This window comes from Gemmatimonas groenlandica (genome assembly GCF_013004105.1).
Classification (GTDB): domain Bacteria; phylum Gemmatimonadota; class Gemmatimonadetes; order Gemmatimonadales; family Gemmatimonadaceae; genus Gemmatimonas; species Gemmatimonas groenlandica.
Genome location: NZ_CP053085.1, coordinates 1,488,769 through 1,506,694, shown reverse-complemented (window position 1 = coordinate 1,506,694; position 17,926 = coordinate 1,488,769). Strand labels below are relative to the sequence as shown.

Genomic DNA, 17,926 nt, shown 5'->3' with positions numbered 1-17,926 from the left:
CGCCGCTCCGCGATGAACACCGCGCTCAGCGACGTGGCCAGCGGCCGTCGGCGGCGCACAGAGCGTGCACGCTGGTCCACCACGCGCGGCTGCTTTCAGTGAGCGGCACGCCGCGCCGCGCCATCATGCGCTCGGCCGTCTGCACGAACTTCGTCACGTCGAACGCATCGTACGGTGCACGAGCGCCCCACGAGAATGGTGCCACGACCTTCGGCGGCATCGCGTCGAAGACATTCGCTCCGGCGCCGAGCACACATCCGGTCGTCAGTCGTAGTCCGATGCCGGTCTTCACGTGATCGCCGAACATCGTGCCCAGGAATTGCAGGCCGCTTTCACGCACACCGTCGGGCGTCCACAGGGCCACCGCGCCGTACGTGTTCTTCAGATTACTGGTGATCGTCCCGGCACCGAGATTCACCCATCGACCGAGCACGGAGTGTCCGACGAAACCGTCATGCCCCTTGTTCGCGTGGCCGATGAAGATCGACGTCGAGAGTTCGCCGTGCACACGACACGTCTCGCCGATCGACGACCCGGCAATGCGGTCGGCCGTCACCACACTGTCGTGGCCCACGTAGCACGGTCCGATGACGCGCGTGAACGCATGTACCTGCGCGCCGCGCCGCAGCAGCACCGGCCCCGTGCTGGTGTCGAACACCGACATCGGTTCAATCGTGGCGCCCACTTCCGCATACACCGGATGCGATCCCAAAATGGTTGCCGACGCACTGCCGCCAGTGTGCAACGTGGTGACGGAAAGACGAGAGGCGAGGGCAGGGATGTCGCGCTGCAGTAGCGGCTGCAGGGTGCCGATCACATCCCACACGTCGTCCAACCAGACGCCGTCGAGCTCGAGTGCTTCGGCTTCATCGCCAGTGCCGTCGGGGAGTGCCCGGTCGTGCGTCAGCCCATACGATCCATCCGCCAACGCGGCGAGGGTGCGCGCGTCACGCGCGTCGCTGTCGAGTCGAATCGCGGCGATTTCCCCGCCGATCGTGATCGTCAACGCGGTCGTTGACACGGCGATCGCGGGGCCATCGAGGTATGGCAGCGCGCGCGTATTCACCAGCCACGTGCCGGCGGCGAGCGCCTGTCCGTTCACGAAGGTCGGCGCGTCGAACTCGGCGAATCCATGCAGATGCGGTGCCCCCACGAATCCACGGCTCTCGACACCGAGCACTATTTCCCAGCGTTCGCGAATGAGCAGCGCGCCCGCGCGCATCTCGCCGAGCGGGCGGCTGGTGGCGAACGGTTCGAAGCGCCGTGCCACGGCATCGTCGTACAGCGCGATCACGAGCCGCGTACCTCGGGCGGTAGCGCATCGAGCAGCGTCTTGAGATCGGCCGCCTTCTCGCGCGTCGTGATCATCACCAAGCCCTCGCGCGCGACGACCACAAGATCGTCTACGCCATAGAGCACCACCTGAGTACCGTCGGCGTGCACCACGTTCCCGGTCGCCTGCAGGGCGAACGTGGGGCCGAGCATGGCATTGTCCTGCGCATCCCGGGTGCGCACGCGATGCAACGCGGCCCAGGTGCCCACGTCATCCCATCCGAACTGCCCGGGTAGCACCAGCACGCGAGCACTGCGCTCCAGCACGCCGACGTCGATCGCGACCGACTTGACCTGCGCGAAGAACGCCGCCAGATCGTCACCGGCAGCCGACAGCGCCGGCTGCACTTCCGGCGTATGGTCGCGAATCTCGTCGAGGAGATCGCCCACGCACCACGCGAAGATTCCTGAATTCCAGAGGTAGCCCTCGGCGACCATTTGCGCCGCCCGTTCACGGTCCGGCTTTTCCACGAATCGCGCCACGCGCTGCACGCCGGTGCGCACCGGCGCCCCCGGCTGGATATAGCCGAAGCCTGGATCGGGGCGGGACGGCACGATCCCGACCGTCACCAGTGCCCGCTCTTCGAAGGCGACACGCGCGGCCTCCGCCAGTGTCTCCCGGTACGCGTCGACATCACCAATGGCCCAGTCGGCATGTACGCAGATCATCACGGCGTCGCCGCCAGCGCGCTGCGCGATGACCTGCGCCGCCCAGGCCAGCGCCGCGCACGTGCCCGCCGGCCGTGGCTCGGCAATCACGTTCTCGGGCGGCAAATCGGGCTCGAGTGCGAGCACCGCGTCGCGCAGCGAGGCGTTGGTCAGCACGAGCGTCTGCGACAACGGCGCCAGCGGCCGCATCCGGTCGAGCGTGTCCCGAAGCATGGGCACCTCGCTGATCAGCGGCAGCAACTGCTTCGGACGTTCGGGCGTGGACAGCGGCCAGAAGCGGGAGCCCACGCCACCGGCGAGCACGACGTTCCAGCGGTTCATGGCCGCACCGGGGGGGACGAGAGCTCCGTCGACGCCGGCTCGGGCAGAGTGGTTCCGGTATGCGCGCGGACACGCTCCAGCAGGCGCCGCGGGCTGAAAGGCTTGGTCATGATTTCGGAAACGCCAAGGGATTCGACTTCGCGCAACTGCGCATCTTGTCCTGCTGCCGTGAGGACGATGCAGGGTAGGGGACGCCACCGGGTATCACCGCGCAGCACGCGGAGGATTTCCGTCCCCGACATGCCCGGTAGCATGAGGTCCAGGACAACGAGCGCGACCGCCGGCGTCGACTCGAGAGTGGAGAGTGCCTCGGCACCGTGCTCCGCCAGATGCACCGTAAAGCCGGCCTGCTCCAGACGCGTCCGGATGATGCGCCCGATGTGCGGCTCGTCGTCCACCACGAGCACGGTCACCCCGGCGGCCGGATCAACGGGCATCGGGACTGAGGCGCGCGCGCTCAGACGAGCGAGGCGATCTGCGCCCGAAAGCGACGGAGGTCGTACAAGAGCGCCGCCAGATTGGCATCGGGGCGCAGGAGCACGAGCAGGAATGCGTCCGGGGAGACCGAGGTCACGACGACCGTGCCGGTGCTGTATTCGAGCACCATGAGGCCGAAGTCACCGCGACCGGCGGCGACGCCCATCTCGACGGCGGCGAGCGCCATCGGGGGCACGAAGGCGGCCAGTCCTTCCGGGTCGAGCGCGGCATCAGTCGCGCCGTCGATCAGGAGGCCGTCGCGCCCCAGGACGATGGCGGCATCCACACCGTCGCGGCGGCGTAATGCACTGACGAGATCGCGAATGGTGGGCATGGCGGAACGCTGGTCGCGAAGCGGGGTGAAGTCAAGCGAGGATGCTCACGTGATTGCGGTAGCATTGCGGCACCAAGCGCTTGCCCGGACACGAGTTGAGCGGTAACCTCCACACCCGTACCGCTATCGCTTCCGACCATGGGAGTTACCCTGCTCGCTCGTTTCCTCGGCGCGCCTCGAGTCGCTCGGCGCGCCATGTCGTTTCCGGCCCTGATCGTCACGGCCGTCGCCCTCGCCGCCTGTGGTGACTCGAACAGCCTGCTTAACGCAGCGTCGTCCGAGAACACGGCGCGCAATTACAGCGTCTACGCGCTGACGGGCACACCGTCGGCGCTGCCGGCGGCGTACAAGTTCACGTCGGAGCTCCTCGCGCGTCCGCAGTTGTTGTCCAACGGCGGCGTCAACTTCGACCTGGCCTTCGACCTGACGAGCGATAACAAGGTCAAACTCCTGCCCGTCCGCGCGGTCGTACCGCTTCCGCCCGCTGGGGTGTCGAGTGTCGGCATGCTCAAGTCGGCGAGTGCCTACAGCGCCCTCGAACGCGCCCCGGATCGCGGCTACACGGTCGATTCCACGCTCATCGTCGGCATCGGCGAAACCGTGGTGCTGCAGCTTCCCGGCTCCGGGTGCATCTACGGCGAGCCGTATTATGCGAAGCTCGTGGTCGATAGCATCATCGCCGCCCAACGGCGCATCGTGGTCGGCTCGCTGGTGAACCGCAATTGTGGTTTCCGCGCGCTGACGGTTGGTATCCCGAAGAACTGATTTTCGCATGCATGACATTCGGTTGTTGCGCGACCAGCTCGAGCACCTGCGCGACGGTATGCGCCGTCGCGGCAAGCTCGCTGAACTCGGCCCCATGCTCGACCGTGCGGAGTCGCTCGAACGGGAGCGTCGTAGCGCCATCACGGAACTCGAGGCCCAGCAGGCGCGTCGGAACAAGGTGACGGCGGAGGTCGGACAGCGCCGCAAGGCGGGCGAAGACGCGACCGAGCTCATGGCCGAAGGGCGGGCCATCGGCGAGCAGATTGCCATGCTCGAACAGCGTCGGGCGGAAACCGAAGCGGCCGTCTCGGTTATGCTCTACGAACTGCCGAACATCACGTTACCCGACGTCCCCGAAGGCGACGAAACCGCGAACACGGTCGTGCGCAGCTGGGGCACGCCGCGCACACCCGATGCGTCCATCGCGCCGCACTGGGAGAAGGGCGAAGCGTTCGGTATGATCGACCTCGCCCGCGGCGCGAAGATCAGCGGCTCGGGCTTCATCGTGTATCGCGGTCGCGGCGCGCGCCTTGTGCGCGCCTTGATGAACATGATGCTCGACATCCACACCGAGGAGCACGGCTACGAAGAGACGTGGGTGCCGCTCGTCGTGAATCGGGCCTCGATGACGGGCACGGGCAACTTCCCCAAGTTCGAGGAAGACGCCTACGCTGTTACCGAAGACGAGCTGTTCCTCATTCCCACGGCCGAAGTCCCGGTCACCAATCTCTATCGCGACGAGATTCTCGACGCGAGTGAATTGCCGAAGCGCTTCTGCGCGTTCAGCGCCTGCTTCCGTCGTGAAGCGGGGGCCGCCGGGAAGGACACGCGCGGCCTGCTGCGCGTGCACGAATTCGACAAGGTCGAGCTGGTGCGCTACGCCAATCCCGAGACCTCGCTCGATGAGCTGGAGTTGCTCACGAGCCAGGCCGAGACGATCCTCCAGCGGCTCGAACTGCCGTATCGTGTGTTGCTGCTGGCGGCCGGGGACACTGGCTTCTCCAGCGCGAAGACCTACGACCTCGAAGTGTTCGCCCCTGGCGTCGGTAAGTGGCTCGAAGTCTCGAGCTGCAGCCTCTTCACCGATTTTCAGGCGCGTCGCGCCAACATCCGCTTTCGTCCCGCGCCGGGTGAAAAGCCGAAACTGGTGCACACGCTGAACGGGTCGGCGCTCGCCTTCTCGCGCGTCATCGCGAGCATTCTCGAGCATCACCAGCAGCCCGATGGCTCCGTCCGGATTCCCGAGGCGCTGCAGCCGTACCTCGGTCGCGCCGAACTGCGCTAAGCGCCGCCACCGATGCGCCGTCGCCGATGGCCCGTAGTCGTCATGGTGCTCGGCGTGCTGGGGCTGCTCACGTGGTACGTCGTCTACACGCAGCACGTCGTGCGCCAGCTCCGCGTCGCCGCGGCGGGGCAGGGGCAGATGTACTCCCGCATCTTCCGGGCACTGCAGGATACCAGCGCCACGCAGGACCCCACGGTCACGCTGCTGGAGCTGTCCCAACAGATTCGTGAATCGGGATTACCCCTCGTGCTCACCGATCCCGACGGCCGCGTCTACGGCGCCGCGAATCTGCCGTTCGACGAACCGCTGGAAGGCGAGCGCACGAAGGCCTTCGTGCGCGACCTCGACCGGCAAAACGCGCCCATTTTGCAGCCCGGCTTCGGCGGTGTGCACTACGGTGACAGCCCGATCGTGCGCGGACTGCAGGTCATTCCCATCCTGCAGGCCATCGGCATCGGCTTGCTCGTGGCCTTCGGCATCTACGCGCTGATCGAACGCGGGCGGGCCGATCGCGAGAAGGTGTGGGCCGGCATGGCCCGTGAGGCGGCGCACCAACTCGGCACCCCGCTGTCAGCGATGGCCGGATGGCTCGAGCTGCTGCGCGACATGGTGACCACCACCACCGCGTCACGTGCCGTCGAAGCGATGGAGCAGGATCTGCAGCGTTTGGAGCGGGTGTCGCATCGTTTTGAACGCATCGGCCGGCCGCCGCGTGACGAACAGGTCGACTGCGCGGCGCTCGTTGATCGGCTGGCATCGTACTTCGCGGCGCGTGCGCCCACTCTGGCGCGCACCGTCCGCATTCGCAGCGAGCACCCCGACGGCCCATTGATGACCCGCGGCGACAAAGTGCTGCTGGAGTGGGTCCTGGAAGTGCTGATCAAGAACGCCATGGACGCACTCGCTGGTCGTGACGGGGAAGTCGTCGTGTCGGCGATTCCGCTGCCGGAGGGGGGCGTGCGTATTCGCGTGCAGGACGACGGTCCCGGTATTCCTCGCAAGTTGCGCAAGCGGATTTTCGATGCCGGCTTCACCACGAAGGATCGCGGCTGGGGCATCGGCTTGTCGCTGGCGCGTCGCATCGTACAGGAGAATCACGAAGGCAAGCTGATGCTCGCCGACACCGACCGCGGAGCGGCGTTCGACGTTATCTTGAACGGATGACGACGACGGGTTGGTCCGGTTCCCTTTTTGACGCGGTGCCTGCGGCACCTGCGCTCGATCTCGAAGCGCTGACGCGAGGCCTCAATCCCGGGCAGCGCGAGGCCGTATTTCATGACGATGGTCCGGCGCTGGTCCTGGCCGGCGCGGGCTCCGGCAAGACCCGGGTACTGACCACGCGCATCGCCCGACTCATCGGCGATCGCGGCGTGGCGCCCCACGAAATCCTCTCCGTCACGTTTACGAACAAGGCGGCCGGCGAAATGCGCGCCCGCATTGCCAAGTTTCTCGGGCACGAACCGAAGGGCATGTGGTGCGGCACCTTCCACGCGCTCGGTGCGCGCATGCTGCGCGGCGTGGCGCCGATCGTCGGACGCGAGCAGAACTTCACGATCTACGACGAAGACGACACCATCGGTGCCGTCAAGCGCGTCATGGAACGTCGCAAGCTCAGTCCCACGCAGTTCGCGCCGAAGGCGATTCTCAGTGCGATCTCGAGTGCCAAGAACGCGCTCGTCTCGCCCAGCGAATACGCGCGCACCGCCCGTGACACCTTCACGACGGCCGTGGCTGGCGTGTACACCGATCTTGAACACGCGCTGCAGCAGGCCAACGCCGTCACGTTCGACGATCTGCTGGTGTTGCCGGTTCGCGCGCTCGAGCAGGACGAGGCGTTGCGCGCGCACTATCAGCGCCGCTTCAAGTACGTGCTGGTCGACGAGTATCAGGACACCAACGCCGCGCAGTTCCGCTTCGTGCAGCTCATGGGCGGCGGCTATCGCAACGTGATGGTGGTCGGCGACGATGACCAGTCGATCTATGGGTGGCGCGGCGCCGACATCCGCAACATCCTCGACTTCGAGCGCGCCTTTCCCGGCGCGCGCATCGTGCGCCTCGAGGAGAACTACCGCTCCACGCCGAACATCCTTGCCCTCGCCAACGCCGTCATCGCCGAGAACACGGAGCGGCGGGGCAAGACACTGCGCGCCACGCGTCCGGCCGGCGAAACGGTCACGCTCGTGGAAACGCTCGACGAGCGCGACGAAGCCGACTTTATCGCCGACACGATCACGGCGCGTATGTCGCGCTCCGATCTTTCGCGGCGTGATTGCGCGGTGCTCTATCGCACCAACGCGCAAAGCCGCGCCATTGAAGACTCGTTCCGCCGTCGCAATATCCCGTATCGTCTCGTCGGAGCCGTGCGATTCTACGATCGTCGCGAAATCCGTGACATCATGGCGTACCTGAAGCTCGTGGCGAATCCGGCCGACGACGAGGCATTCCGCCGTGCCGTGAACGTGCCCAAGCGCGGCCTCGGCGATGCGACCATCACGCTGCTGGTCGAGCGGGCGCAACGGGAAGGCGTCCCCTTGCTCACCATCGCATCACGCATCGATGTCGTGGCCGAACTACGCCCCGCGGCGCGGACCGCGCTGGCCGATTTCGTGTCGCTCGTGCAGCGCCTGCGCACTGCCGCTGTCGATTCCGCCGTCGATGAGCTGCTTCGCGATCTGGCCGCCTCGATCAAGTACGCCGACCACCTGCGCGCCGAGGGGCCCGAAGGGCAGGAGCGCATCGAGAACGTGCGCGAACTGATCGCCGGTGCCGCTGAAGTCGTGGCCGATGAGGGCGGTGAAGTCGGACTCACGCCGCTCGATCACTTCCTGCAGTCGTCAACGCTGGTGGCCGGGATCGACAAGCTCGACCCGAATGCCGACGCCGTTACCTGCATGACGATGCACAACGCGAAGGGACTCGAGTTCCCGCTCGTGTTCGTATCGGGTCTCGAGGATGGGTTGTTTCCTCTGGCGCGTGCCGCCGAGGATCCGAGTCAGCTCGAAGAAGAACGTCGACTGTTCTACGTGGGCATCACGCGCGCCGAGACGAAGCTGTACCTCACCTGCGCCGAGCAGCGTCGGCGGAATGGCGAGATGATGTTCTCCATGCCCTCGCGCTTTCTCAAACAGGTCACGATCTCGCTGGCGGAACGTCAGAAGACGGCGCGCGCCAAGACCGAAGGACGCGGTGGCTTCGCGTCCATCGGCGGCACGCAGTCCTCACGCGACAGCGACGATTCGTGGGGACGCAGCAGCTACAGTGCGGGCGGCGGCGGCGCCAAACGTCCGGCCAGTCAGTATGGCAGCGCGTCGTACGGTGCCGGCAGCACCGCATTCGGCAAGAGTGCCGGGTCCTTCTCGACGCCGGCTCGACGCGACCGCCCCACCGAGCCGGAGGACGAGTCGCAGGATGCGCCCCTGTTCGCGGTCGGCGAGAAGGTGCGCCACGCGAAGTTCGGGTCGGGCACCATTGCCGAGCTCACGGGCAGCGGGCGCGACTTGAAGGTGCGTATTGATTTCGAGGACGAAGAGATCGGTCGAAAGACACTGGTGCTGGCGCAGGCCAAACTTGAACGCGGGTGGGAGTAGGTGTCCGTCACCAACGATGATGTGCTGCACGTGGCGCAACTGGCGCGCTTGGCAATCGACGACGCGCGGCTCCCCGGGCTCGTCGCTGAATTGAACGGCATCCTGCGGCATATCGATGCGCTGCAGCAGGCTCCCATTCCCGCCGACCTCGGTGCGCGAGCGGTCGACGGAATGCCGCTCCGCGACGACGACAGACCGTCGGTCGCGTTACAGCGCGCACGGGAGGCCTTCGCGCCAGCCACGCGTGACGGATTTTTTCTGGTGCCGCGGCTCGCCACCCACGGCGATGCCGGCGCCTCGTCCGAGGGTGACGCATGAGCGCGGAGTCGCTGAAGGCGCACTCCGTCGAATCGGCGTGGGCGCAATACGACGCGGTTGATGCTGGACCGACCGGATTGAACGCGTTCCTTTCCGTGGACCGTGATGGGTCGATGGCTGCCGCGAAGCTCGTGGCCAACGCCGTGTCCTCGCCAGCAGACGGCGGCGATATCGCGGGAGTTCCCGTCGCGATCAAGGACAATCTCGCCACCCTCACGCTGCCGACCACGTGCGGCTCGCGCATTCTCGAGGGGTATGTCAGTCCTTTCGAGGCAACCGCCGTCAGGAAGCTGCGAGACGCCGGTGCCATCGTGATCGGCAAGACGAACATGGATGAATTCGCCATGGGATCGTCCACCGAGAATAGCGCGTACGGGCCCACCAGGAATCCCGTCGATCGCTCGCGCGTGCCTGGCGGTTCCTCCGGTGGCTCGGCCGCCGCCGTCGCGGCGGGCGTGGTCCGTCTCGCGCTTGGCTCCGAAACCGGTGGCTCCGTTCGCCAACCGGCGGCGTTTTGCGGGATCGTCGGGGTGAAGCCCACGTACGGACGCGTCAGTCGTTTCGGCTTGGTCGCCTACGCATCGTCACTCGACCACGTCGGCGTGCTCGCACAGAACGTGTTCGATGCGGCACTCGGGGTCGAGATCATCGCCGGACACGATCCGTACGATGCTACGAGCTCGGCGCGTCCCGTGCCAGCGTTGCGGCAGTCTGCCGTGATTGCTGACCGCTCGCAGCCGCTCGCCGGCCTCGTGGTTGGTCGACCGGTCGAGTACTTCACCGATGCGCTCGATCCGCGTATTCGCGCGCACTGCGACGCGGCATGCGAACGCTTGCGGTCGCTCGGCGCCGAAGTGCGTGACGTCTCCTTGCCGCACACGTCGCTCGCGATTCCCGTGTACTACGTGCTCGCCCCGGCGGAGGCGTCCAGCAATCTCGCGCGCTACGATGGCGTGCGTTACGGGCAGCGTGCCGTGGCCGACGGGCTCCGCGAGATGTACGAACGCACGCGGTCGGGTGGTTTTGGAGCCGAAGTCACGCGCCGTATTCTGCTCGGCACCTACGTGCTCAGTGCGGGCTACTACGACGCCTACTATCGCCGCGCGCAGACCGTGCGCACGCTCATCACGCAGGATTTCGAACGCGTCTTCGCCGAGGGGGTGCACGTGCTCTTCACACCCACCGCGCCAACGCCGGCGTTCCGCATCGGCGAGGTGTCCGATCCGTACGACATGTATCTCAGCGACATCTACACCGTGACGGCCAATCTCGCTGGTATCCCGGCGATGTCGCAGCCCATCGGCCTCGTCGATGGCCTTCCCGTTGGTGGTCAGTTCATGGCGGCGCGTTTCGATGAGGCCACCATGTTCAAGGCGGCGGCCGCGCTCGAGCATGCGATGGCTCAGGAGGGCGGCGCATGAGCACTGCATCGCCAAGCACCGGCGCGCCCATCGACTGGGAGCTCGTGATCGGACTCGAAGTACACTGCCAGCTCAAGACACGAAGCAAGATCTTTTGCGGCTGTGCAACGTCATTCGGCGAGGCACCCAACACGAATACCTGTCCGGTCTGCCTCGGCTTGCCAGGCGCGTTGCCGGTGTTGAACGCGCACGCCGTTGAACTCGCTACGCGCGCGTCACTCGCGCTCGGCTGCACCGTGCACAACACCTCGGTGTTCGCGCGCAAGAACTATTTCTATCCCGACTTGCCCAAGGGCTATCAGATCTCGCAATTCGATTTACCTATCGCGACCGGTGGCACCATTGTCGTCGATGACACCGCCACGCCTCCTCGCGCGATCCGCGTGCATCGCGTGCACATGGAAGAGGATGCGGGAAAGTCGGTGCACGATCGCTTCCGCGACGCGACCGCGATCGATTTGAATCGCGCCGGCACGCCGCTGATCGAAATCGTGTCGGAGCCGGAGATTCACTCGGCGGCCGATGCGGTGAGTTATCTCCGCCGCCTCAAGCAGATCCTCGAGTACACCGAAGTCTCCGACGCGAACATGGAGGAAGGCTCGCTCCGCGTGGACGTGAACATCTCCATACGACCGCGCGGCGTGGAGACACTCGGCACCAAGACTGAAGTCAAAAACCTCAATTCGTTCTCGTCCGCTGAGCGCGCCGTCGAAGTGGAGTTTGCGCGGCAGCGAGCCATTCTCGAGAGTGGTGGTCGCGTCGAGCAGCAGACGTTGCTGTACGACGAGAAACGCAATCAGGTGCGCTCCGCGCGCAGCAAGGAAGGTAGCCACGACTACCGCTACTTCCCGGAGCCGGATCTTCCGCCGCTCGTGTTGGTCGACGAGTTCGTGCAGCGTCAGCGCGAGGCCCTTCCGGAGTTGCCGGCCGCCAAGCGCGATCGCTTTGCCACGCAGTACGGACTTGGCGCGGCCGACGTCGATCAGCTCATCGGGAACCGCACCTTGGCGGTTCGCTTCGAAGCCGTCGCCTCGGCGGCCGGTGATGCGCGCCGCGCGGCTAACTGGATGCTGGGACCTGTGCTGGCGGCGGTGAACGCGTCCGGTGGGTCGCTGCTCGACCATGCCGTCGATCCGGACCGACTTGGTGCGCTCATCAAACTCGAAGCGCGGGGCGACGTCTCGAACACGGCCGCCCGACAGATCTTCACGCTGATGGAGCGGGAATCGACCGAGCCGCTGGCGATCGCGACGCGCGATGGCCTGTTGAAAGTCTCTGACGACTCCGCGCTCGTGGCGTGGATTGACGAAGTCTTTGCCGAATCACCCACCGAGGCCGCGCGCTTCATGGCTGGCGAGCGCAAACTGCAAGGCGTGCTGGTCGGTCAGGTCATGAAGAAGTCGAAGGGCTCAGCCGACCCGAAGAAAGTCAATCAGCTGCTGGCCGCTCGCGCGGAGTAAACAGTGGCGCTGACAGCGAGGCGGCATGCCGGAGATCAGACACCGGCATGCCGAACATGCGATCCGCTTCGAGCGCGGCGCGGACATCGCCGCCTTCGCGCTTGGCCTGGCGGCGTACCTTCTTCGCGTCGCGCAGTGGTCCGTCGCCCGACGGATCGAAGCGAAAGGCATCGCTGGTGTCCCAGCGATTGAGCAGGTCGACGATGTAGTCGAACGAGCGCGCCATGTAGCGACCGACTTCGGCGTCACTCAAGTCCCAGCGACTCTTCTCGGAGACGAGCTGGAAGATGCGCTGCCACGAGTCCGTGTCGGTCACATACACCATACCGCGAAAGATGCGACGGTTGGTGGGCGTGCCGAAAAGCGTCGGGCTGAGAATGCGGTCCAGGTGCTGGTCCGCCGACGAGTGGTCAACCGACAAGAGCTCGCGCGCTCGACGTGGCCATGGATCGCCGAGATGCGTGTCGATCCGGCTCTCCCAGTAGCTGTGACCCAGGGCGGTGGTACTCGATGTCACTGCAAGCTGTCGCGGTACGAAGAAGTTGTGTGCAACCACATCGGCGGCTAGATGCGCGAGATACCCCAGGCCGAACGCGCGCAACGCGGCTGGCTCGGCATCGTCATGAATCTCGAGTCCGACACGCCACGAATGACAATGGCGTCCCACTTCGGCGTACTTCTTGGCGATGCTGGTGTCGGCGGCGATGGACCCGTACAGAAAATCCGTGGGGTAGGCAGCCAACAGCTCGGCGATGTGTGATGGCACGAGCGACAGATTTCGAAGGAGTGCGTCGCCCAGAAACACATGGGTTCCCGGCGTCCACGCCCAAGCATCCGTCGGGAAAAGAATCAGCGCGACGAACACGGCGAGTCCCCCGGCGATCCAAGCGCGTTGGCAGAAGCGCACGGATCGCTCAGGCTTCGTCGTCGTCGGCATCCACAGGGAATGGAGCACGTCGCGGTCGCGGGTGGCTCAACCCCGCAGTCATTTCGCCCGCGCCGACGCGAACGCCGCGAATCGCCGAGACGGCCGACAGCGCGGTGTCTTCCAACTCATCCTGCAGCACATCCAGCACCGCATTCACGTCGTCCACGCGCCGAGCCGTCCGGTCGGCCGCATCGAGCAGCTGCTCGCTCAGTGCTTCCGCCGCACCGGTGACGCGCTCTACATCAGTCCGCAGCATCGAGACGACTTCGCGGGCGTCGCCGACGATGGCGGTCGCGCTCGCCAGCAACGGCTTCGTCTCCGTCGACAGGCGATCGACCGTCTCGTTGAACTTACGCACCCCGGCGCGCATCGAGAGGATCAGCAGAATCGTGGCGATCAGTACGCCGATGCCGAGAAGCAGCACGATGATCTGGAGAACACCACTCGTCCAGTCCAGCATGCCACGCTCGGGGATCGTGCGGGCGATGATGGTGTCCGGGAACGCGGCGGCCTGCAGAAGCCGCGCAGGCAACGCACTGACAAAGGTCATGATGATGATCTAAGGGTTTCCGGCAGGGTCGGGAAGGGGGGCGTGCGTGAGGCTTTCGCGGCTGCTATCCTTCCGATCGCCCGACCGCTCCGCCCAATCGCCGCGCCTAACCCCGAGTGCATGTCCGCCGTCCAGTTCATTGTCGAAGGGGGTCAGCGTATCAGCGGCTCGATCCGTCCAGCAGGCAATAAGAATGCCGCTCTGCCGATCGTCGCTGCCACACTGCTGACCGACCAGCCGGTTCAGCTGCATAACGTGCCTCGAATCCGCGATATCGAGACGCTCGTCGAACTCGTGCGCACCACGGGAGCGGAGTGCGAATGGAACGGGCCGAACTCCCTGCGTGTGCACGCGAAATCGGTGCAAGCGGCCGATCTCGATCCGCAGATGTGCGCGCGGATCCGCGCCTCGATCCTGCTCGCCGCACCACTGCTCGCGCGTTGCGGTACGGTCACGCTGTCTCCCCCCGGCGGAGACGTCATCGGTCGTCGCCGACTCGATACGCACTTCCACGTGCTGCAGGCGCTCGGGGCCGAGTACGAACTGGGCGAGCGATTCCGCTTTACCGCCAAGGCGCTCACTGGCGCCGACGTGTTTCTTGACGAGCCGAGCGTCACGGCCACGGAGAACGCCCTGATGGCGGCCGTTGCGGCGAAGGGACGTACGATCCTCCGCAATGCAGCCAGCGAGCCGCATGTGCAAGACCTCGCACGCTTTCTCGTCGCACTCGGCGCGCGCATCGAGGGGATCGGATCGAATGTCTACACCATCGAAGGCGGCCTGCCACTCGGTAGTGCGACGCATGAGATCGGTCCCGACCATATCGAAGTCGGCTCGTTCATCGGCCTCGCCGCGGTGACCCGCTCGGAGATTCGAATCGAACGCGCGGGCGTCGAACATCTCCGCAGCACGCTGATGGGCTTCGAGCGTCTCGGCATTTCGTGCATCATTGACGGCGACGACCTGATCGTACCCGCCGAACAGTCGCGCGTGATCCAGAGCGACCTCGGTGGACATGTGCCGAAGCTCGAAGATCAGCCGTGGCCCGCGTTTCCCGCTGATGTCATGTCCATCGCCATTGTTACGGCGACACAATGCGAAGGCATGATCCTCATGCACGAAAAGATGTTCGAGTCGCGCCTGTATTTCACCGACAAGCTCGTGAGTATGGGGGCCCGCATCGTGCTGTGCGATCCGCATCGCGCCATCGTGTCCGGGCCCACCAAGCTGCGCGGCAGCACGGTGGAGTCGCCCGACATCCGGGCCGGGATGGCCATGTTGCTGGCGGCCCTCTGCGCCGACGGCACGAGCGTCATCAACAACGCGCAGCAGATCGAGCGCGGCTACGAGCGGATCGAGGAGCGGCTCGGTGCTCTTGGTGCCCGCATCCGTCGCGTCGAGCTGAGTGCGCGCTGAGTCGGGGACAACGATGAGCCTCGCGCCGCTCGGATCGGCCGAATCGGTTCCGGATATGCCCGACGGTGTGTTGGCATGGACAACGACGCGCGCCGACGGCTCGTTCGGCATGGGTTCCCAAGAGCCGGTCGCTGACGTGATGGAGCGGTGGGCGCGTCTGCAGGAGGATCTCGCCTCGCTCCGCATCGACCGACTCGCCACGGCCCATCAGGTCCACGGGGCGGTCGTAGAGCGGCACGATGGCAGCTGGCGAGGATGGCTGCGACTCCGCGGCGTGGACGGGCACGTCACGAACACCCCCGGTACCGCGCTGGCCGTCACGATCGCCGATTGCACTCCGGTATTCGTGGCGCACCCCCGCGGTGCGGTGGCGGCGCTGCATGCCGGCTGGCGGGGAACGGCCGCCCGGATCCTGGACGTGGGGCTCGACGCCCTCACCGCAATGGGGTATCCGGCCGATGAGTGCGTGGTGCACCTCGGTCCGTCGATTTGCGGTGCCTGCTACGAGGTGGGATCTGAGGTCTTGAGCGCGGTGTACGGCATCCCGGCAACGGGAAAAGGACAGCTCGACGTGCGGGAGGTGCTGCGCGAGCAGGCTCGCCGGCGAGGGGTCCAGCAGATTTCCGCCAGTGCCGCCTGCACACGGTGCCACGCCGACCGCTTCTTCAGCCACCGCGGCGGAGATCCGGGTCGGCAGTTAGGCGTCATTGCGCTCCAGTCATCTTGACCTTGTAGGGGGTGGGGCGTAGGTTGCGAGTCTACGTAGTAACTCCTTCGTGACTTTCGCCCGCCTAGCGCGGGTGGGTGAAGTGTGGGGATGGTCCCCACACTTTTTTGTTCTTCGGTGTTTGGTTTTTTTCTGGTTCTTACTGGAGATGTGCAGGTGGGCGAGATCGTCGAACCCATTGTCGCACAAGAGCTTGACACGCTTGGTTTCGATTTGGTCGAGCTGCGGCGCGGGGGCTCACGCTCTCGTCCCGTACTCGAGATCCGGATCGACCGGCGCGACGGCACGAAGGTGACGATCGAAGACTGTGCCAAGGCATCCCGTGCGGTGGAAGCGCGACTGGAAGCCCAGGCGTTGGTTGGAGAGCAGTATGTATTGGAAGTTTCTTCGCCTGGCGCAGACCGGCCGTTGAAAACCGCTGCAGATTGGCGCCGATTCGTCGGACGCCGAGCAACGGTAACGAGCGGCGCGCTGGCGGGGGGTAAACAGGAAGTCGAGATCCTTGCGCTGGATGGCGAGGAAGGCGCCGAAGTCGCGCTGGTGCGTGACCCGAAGGGTCGGGAGTTCCAACTCCCGCTCGTCGAGGTCACCCAAGCGCGATTGGCGTTTCACTGGAAACGATAGGGGAGACGGATGGCCGGATCAGCGGAAATTCTCGCAGCATTCCGTGAACTGTCGAATCTGAAGCAGATCACGCGCGAGGAGCTGCACGGGCTTCTCCAGGACGGCATTCATGCCGCTCTGGCTAAGAAGCACGGGGCCAACGTGCAGGCAGAAGTCGAGATCAACGAGGAGAAGGGCGCTATCCGCATCGTGCTGCTCAAGACGGTGGTGGAAGAAGTGACCGACGCCGCTCGTGAAGTCCCGCTTGAAGAGGCACGGTTCATGGACCCCGAGTTCCAGATCGGGGACGTGATGGAAATCGAGGTCGACTTCAATGAATTCGGCCGCACCGCCGTGCAAGCCGCCAAACAGCGCATCGTGCAGCGTGTACGCGAAGGTGAGCGTACGCGTATCCGCGATGAGTTCGCCGGCCGCGTCGGAGATCTCCTCTCCGGTGAAGTGCAACAGATCGAGCGCGGCAAGCTCGTCGTCATGCTCAACAAGTTCCGCGAAGCGGAAGCGATCATTCCGTATCGCGAGCAGAACCATCGCGAGCACTACCATCAGGGTGAGCCCGTCAGAGCGGTCCTCAAGCGAGTCGAAGACACGCCGAAGGGTCCGCGTCTGATTCTGAGCCGCTCTGATGCGCTGTTCGTGCAGGCGCTCTTCAAGCTCGAGGTGCCCGAGATTCAGCAGGGCATCGTGGAAATCAAGGCGGCCGCGCGTGAAGTCGGCAGCCGTACCAAGATTGCCGTCACCTCCCGTGATGACGCAGTCGATCCGGTCGGCGCGTGCGTCGGCCTCAAGGGATCGCGCGTCCAGGCGGTCGTCAACGAACTGGGCGGCGAGCGCATCGACATTGTGCCCTGGTCGCCCGATCCGGAACGCTTTGCCAAGCTGGCGCTCGCGCCGGCCCGTGTGGCACGCGTGTTCAGTGACGCGATGTCGCGGACGATTCAGGCGGTCGTGGACGAAGACCAGCTGTCGCTGGCGATCGGCCGCAACGGCCAGAACGTGCGTCTCGCCTCTGAACTCACGGGATGGAAGATCGATCTGTACTCGAGCCGTGAGTGGATGGAGAAGGGCGGAGAAGCGCCGCTGTTCGCACCGCTCCCCGAGGAAGAAGAAGCAGATGTGCCGCTGAACGAGATCGAAGGGCTCGAAATCGGAACGGTCGCCGTCCTGGCAGAAGCTGGCCTGACGACGCTCAACGACATTCTCGATCTCGATCGCGATGATCTCCTGCGTTTGCCTGGTATCGCTCCCGAAGAGGCCGATCGGATCATGGCCATCATCGACGAGCTCACCACGGAAGACGAAGGCGAAGCTGGGAGTTCTAGCGAGTGAGTGATGAACCCCGCGAAGTGCCGACGCTCGACGATGCCGTACGCCGAAAGGTACTCGGACTGATCGGGCTCGGCGCGCGCGGCCGGCTCATCGTGGTGGGCGCCGAACGCGTCGCCATTGAAGCAGGAAAGGGGAAAGTGGTGCTGGCGGTGGTCGCGAGCGATGTCTCGCGGCATTCGCTGGAGAAGGTCGTGCCGGTCCTTCGGGCCCGTCGCATCGAAACGTTGGAGTGGCCGAGTGCGGCCGAGCTGGGCGGTGCTGTCGGGCGGGATACGACAGCGGCGATCGGGATAGTAGATCAAGCGCTGGCGCGCGGTATCCGTAGCGCCGTGGCCGGGGCAACCCCGGCAGGCGACGCGACGCGCGTTTCGCGTTAGGAGGACGGG

18 protein-coding genes are annotated in these 17,926 nt (G+C 65.5%); 12 read left to right on the top strand and 6 right to left on the bottom strand.

Going from position 1 to position 17,926, the window contains the following annotated elements:
- Positions 1-25: 25 nt before the first annotated feature.
- The 4 genes from HKW67_RS06395 to HKW67_RS06380 are packed head-to-tail and all read right to left on the bottom strand — an operon-like array spanning position 26 to position 3,133.
- Positions 26-1,294 carry a putative sugar nucleotidyl transferase gene (locus HKW67_RS06395; RefSeq protein WP_171224588.1) on the bottom strand — a complete coding sequence of 423 codons (1,269 nt, stop codon included), beginning with the start codon at positions 1,292-1,294 and terminating at the stop codon, positions 26-28.
- The gene (locus tag HKW67_RS06390; RefSeq protein WP_171224587.1) at positions 1,291-2,322 is read right to left on the bottom strand and encodes a mannose-1-phosphate guanylyltransferase; all 1,032 of its coding nucleotides are present in this window, start codon (positions 2,320-2,322) and stop codon (positions 1,291-1,293) included. Before HKW67_RS06390 ends, HKW67_RS06395 begins: the two co-directional genes overlap by 4 nt.
- On the bottom strand, positions 2,319-2,759 hold the full coding sequence (locus HKW67_RS06385) for a response regulator (protein ID WP_171224586.1): 441 nt from the start codon (positions 2,757-2,759) through the stop codon (positions 2,319-2,321). The genes HKW67_RS06390 and HKW67_RS06385 overlap by 4 nt, the downstream gene beginning before the upstream one ends.
- A gap of 20 nt (positions 2,760-2,779) precedes the next feature.
- Entirely contained in the window at positions 2,780-3,133 is a 354-nt protein-coding gene (locus HKW67_RS06380; RefSeq protein WP_171224585.1) for a roadblock/LC7 domain-containing protein, read from the bottom strand.
- 195 nt (positions 3,134-3,328) lie between these two features.
- On the opposite strand from HKW67_RS06380, the gene HKW67_RS06375 reads away from it, so the two are divergent.
- From HKW67_RS06375 to gatB, 7 genes are read left to right on the top strand one after another with little or no spacing between them, the layout of a single operon-like run.
- Positions 3,329-3,898: a hypothetical protein gene (locus tag HKW67_RS06375; protein ID WP_171224584.1), complete on the top strand. Its 570-nt coding sequence runs from the start codon at positions 3,329-3,331 to the stop codon at positions 3,896-3,898.
- A 7-nt stretch (positions 3,899-3,905) separates the two neighbouring features.
- Positions 3,906-5,183 carry a serine--tRNA ligase gene (gene serS / locus HKW67_RS06370; protein ID WP_171224583.1) on the top strand — a complete coding sequence of 426 codons (1,278 nt, stop codon included), beginning with the start codon at positions 3,906-3,908 and terminating at the stop codon, positions 5,181-5,183.
- Positions 5,184-5,195: 12 nt separating this feature from the next.
- A complete protein-coding gene (locus tag HKW67_RS06365) occupies positions 5,196-6,347 on the top strand; it encodes a sensor histidine kinase (RefSeq protein WP_171224582.1) in 1,152 nt (383 codons plus the stop codon).
- Between the two features lie 35 nt (positions 6,348-6,382).
- On the top strand, positions 6,383-8,770 hold the full coding sequence (locus HKW67_RS06360; RefSeq protein WP_171224581.1) for an ATP-dependent helicase: 2,388 nt from the start codon (positions 6,383-6,385) through the stop codon (positions 8,768-8,770).
- The gene (locus HKW67_RS06355) at positions 8,771-9,088 is read left to right on the top strand and encodes an Asp-tRNA(Asn)/Glu-tRNA(Gln) amidotransferase subunit GatC (protein ID WP_171224580.1); all 318 of its coding nucleotides are present in this window, start codon (positions 8,771-8,773) and stop codon (positions 9,086-9,088) included.
- Positions 9,085-10,509, top strand: coding sequence for an Asp-tRNA(Asn)/Glu-tRNA(Gln) amidotransferase subunit GatA (gene gatA / locus HKW67_RS06350; RefSeq protein ID WP_171224579.1), 1,425 nt, complete (start codon positions 9,085-9,087; stop codon positions 10,507-10,509). The genes HKW67_RS06355 and gatA overlap by 4 nt, the downstream gene beginning before the upstream one ends.
- Before the next feature lie 29 nt (positions 10,510-10,538).
- A complete protein-coding gene (gene gatB / locus HKW67_RS06345; protein ID WP_171227573.1) occupies positions 10,539-11,969 on the top strand; it encodes an Asp-tRNA(Asn)/Glu-tRNA(Gln) amidotransferase subunit GatB in 1,431 nt (476 codons plus the stop codon).
- Here gatB and HKW67_RS06340 read toward each other — a convergent pair.
- Entirely contained in the window at positions 11,938-12,924 is a 987-nt protein-coding gene (locus HKW67_RS06340) for a zinc dependent phospholipase C family protein (RefSeq protein WP_171224578.1), read from the bottom strand. The genes gatB and HKW67_RS06340 overlap by 32 nt on opposite strands.
- The gene (locus tag HKW67_RS06335) at positions 12,884-13,447 is read right to left on the bottom strand and encodes a hypothetical protein (RefSeq protein ID WP_171224577.1); all 564 of its coding nucleotides are present in this window, start codon (positions 13,445-13,447) and stop codon (positions 12,884-12,886) included. The genes HKW67_RS06340 and HKW67_RS06335 overlap by 41 nt, the downstream gene beginning before the upstream one ends.
- 120 nt (positions 13,448-13,567) lie before the next feature.
- Here HKW67_RS06335 and murA point away from each other — a divergent pair, with 120 nt between their 5' ends.
- The 5 genes from murA to HKW67_RS06310 all read left to right on the top strand — a co-directional run bounded on the left by murA (position 13,568) and on the right by HKW67_RS06310 (position 17,917).
- Entirely contained in the window at positions 13,568-14,863 is a 1,296-nt protein-coding gene (gene murA / locus HKW67_RS06330) for a UDP-N-acetylglucosamine 1-carboxyvinyltransferase (RefSeq protein ID WP_171224576.1), read from the top strand.
- Positions 14,864-14,876: 13 nt separating this feature from the next.
- A complete protein-coding gene (locus tag HKW67_RS06325; protein WP_171224575.1) occupies positions 14,877-15,590 on the top strand; it encodes a purine nucleoside phosphorylase YfiH/LACC1 family protein in 714 nt (237 codons plus the stop codon).
- Positions 15,591-15,680: 90 nt separating this feature from the next.
- On the top strand, positions 15,681-16,214 hold the full coding sequence (locus tag HKW67_RS06320; RefSeq protein WP_171224574.1) for a ribosome maturation factor RimP: 534 nt from the start codon (positions 15,681-15,683) through the stop codon (positions 16,212-16,214).
- A 9-nt stretch (positions 16,215-16,223) separates the two neighbouring features.
- Complete coding sequence (nusA, locus tag HKW67_RS06315; RefSeq protein ID WP_171224573.1) at positions 16,224-17,540, top strand: transcription termination factor NusA; 1,317 nt, start codon at positions 16,224-16,226, stop codon at positions 17,538-17,540.
- Positions 17,537-17,917, top strand: a complete 381-nt coding sequence (locus HKW67_RS06310) for a L7Ae/L30e/S12e/Gadd45 family ribosomal protein (RefSeq protein ID WP_171224572.1) — start codon at positions 17,537-17,539, stop codon at positions 17,915-17,917. Before nusA ends, HKW67_RS06310 begins: the two co-directional genes overlap by 4 nt.
- The last annotated feature ends 9 nt before the right edge of the window (positions 17,918-17,926 follow it).

What these genes read in the sequence shown, in the direction of transcription:
- HKW67_RS06390 (WP_171224587.1), bottom strand. Translation starts at nt 2,322, where the DNA reads ATGAACCGCTGGAACGTCGTGCTCGCCGGTGGCGTGGGCTCCCGCTTC.
- HKW67_RS06385 (WP_171224586.1), bottom strand. Translation starts at nt 2,759, where the DNA reads ATGCCCGTTGATCCGGCCGCCGGGGTGACCGTGCTCGTGGTGGACGAC.
- HKW67_RS06380 (WP_171224585.1), bottom strand. Translation starts at nt 3,133, where the DNA reads ATGCCCACCATTCGCGATCTCGTCAGTGCATTACGCCGCCGCGACGGT.
- HKW67_RS06375 (WP_171224584.1), top strand. Translation starts at nt 3,329, where the DNA reads ATGTCGTTTCCGGCCCTGATCGTCACGGCCGTCGCCCTCGCCGCCTGT.
- serS (WP_171224583.1), top strand. Translation starts at nt 3,906, where the DNA reads ATGCATGACATTCGGTTGTTGCGCGACCAGCTCGAGCACCTGCGCGAC.
- HKW67_RS06365 (WP_171224582.1), top strand. Translation starts at nt 5,196, where the DNA reads ATGCGCCGTCGCCGATGGCCCGTAGTCGTCATGGTGCTCGGCGTGCTG.
- gatA (WP_171224579.1), top strand. Translation starts at nt 9,085, where the DNA reads ATGAGCGCGGAGTCGCTGAAGGCGCACTCCGTCGAATCGGCGTGGGCG.
- HKW67_RS06335 (WP_171224577.1), bottom strand. Translation starts at nt 13,447, where the DNA reads ATGACCTTTGTCAGTGCGTTGCCTGCGCGGCTTCTGCAGGCCGCCGCG.
- murA (WP_171224576.1), top strand. Translation starts at nt 13,568, where the DNA reads ATGTCCGCCGTCCAGTTCATTGTCGAAGGGGGTCAGCGTATCAGCGGC.
- HKW67_RS06325 (WP_171224575.1), top strand. Translation starts at nt 14,877, where the DNA reads ATGAGCCTCGCGCCGCTCGGATCGGCCGAATCGGTTCCGGATATGCCC.
- HKW67_RS06320 (WP_171224574.1), top strand. Translation starts at nt 15,681, where the DNA reads ATGGTCCCCACACTTTTTTGTTCTTCGGTGTTTGGTTTTTTTCTGGTT.
- nusA (WP_171224573.1), top strand. Translation starts at nt 16,224, where the DNA reads ATGGCCGGATCAGCGGAAATTCTCGCAGCATTCCGTGAACTGTCGAAT.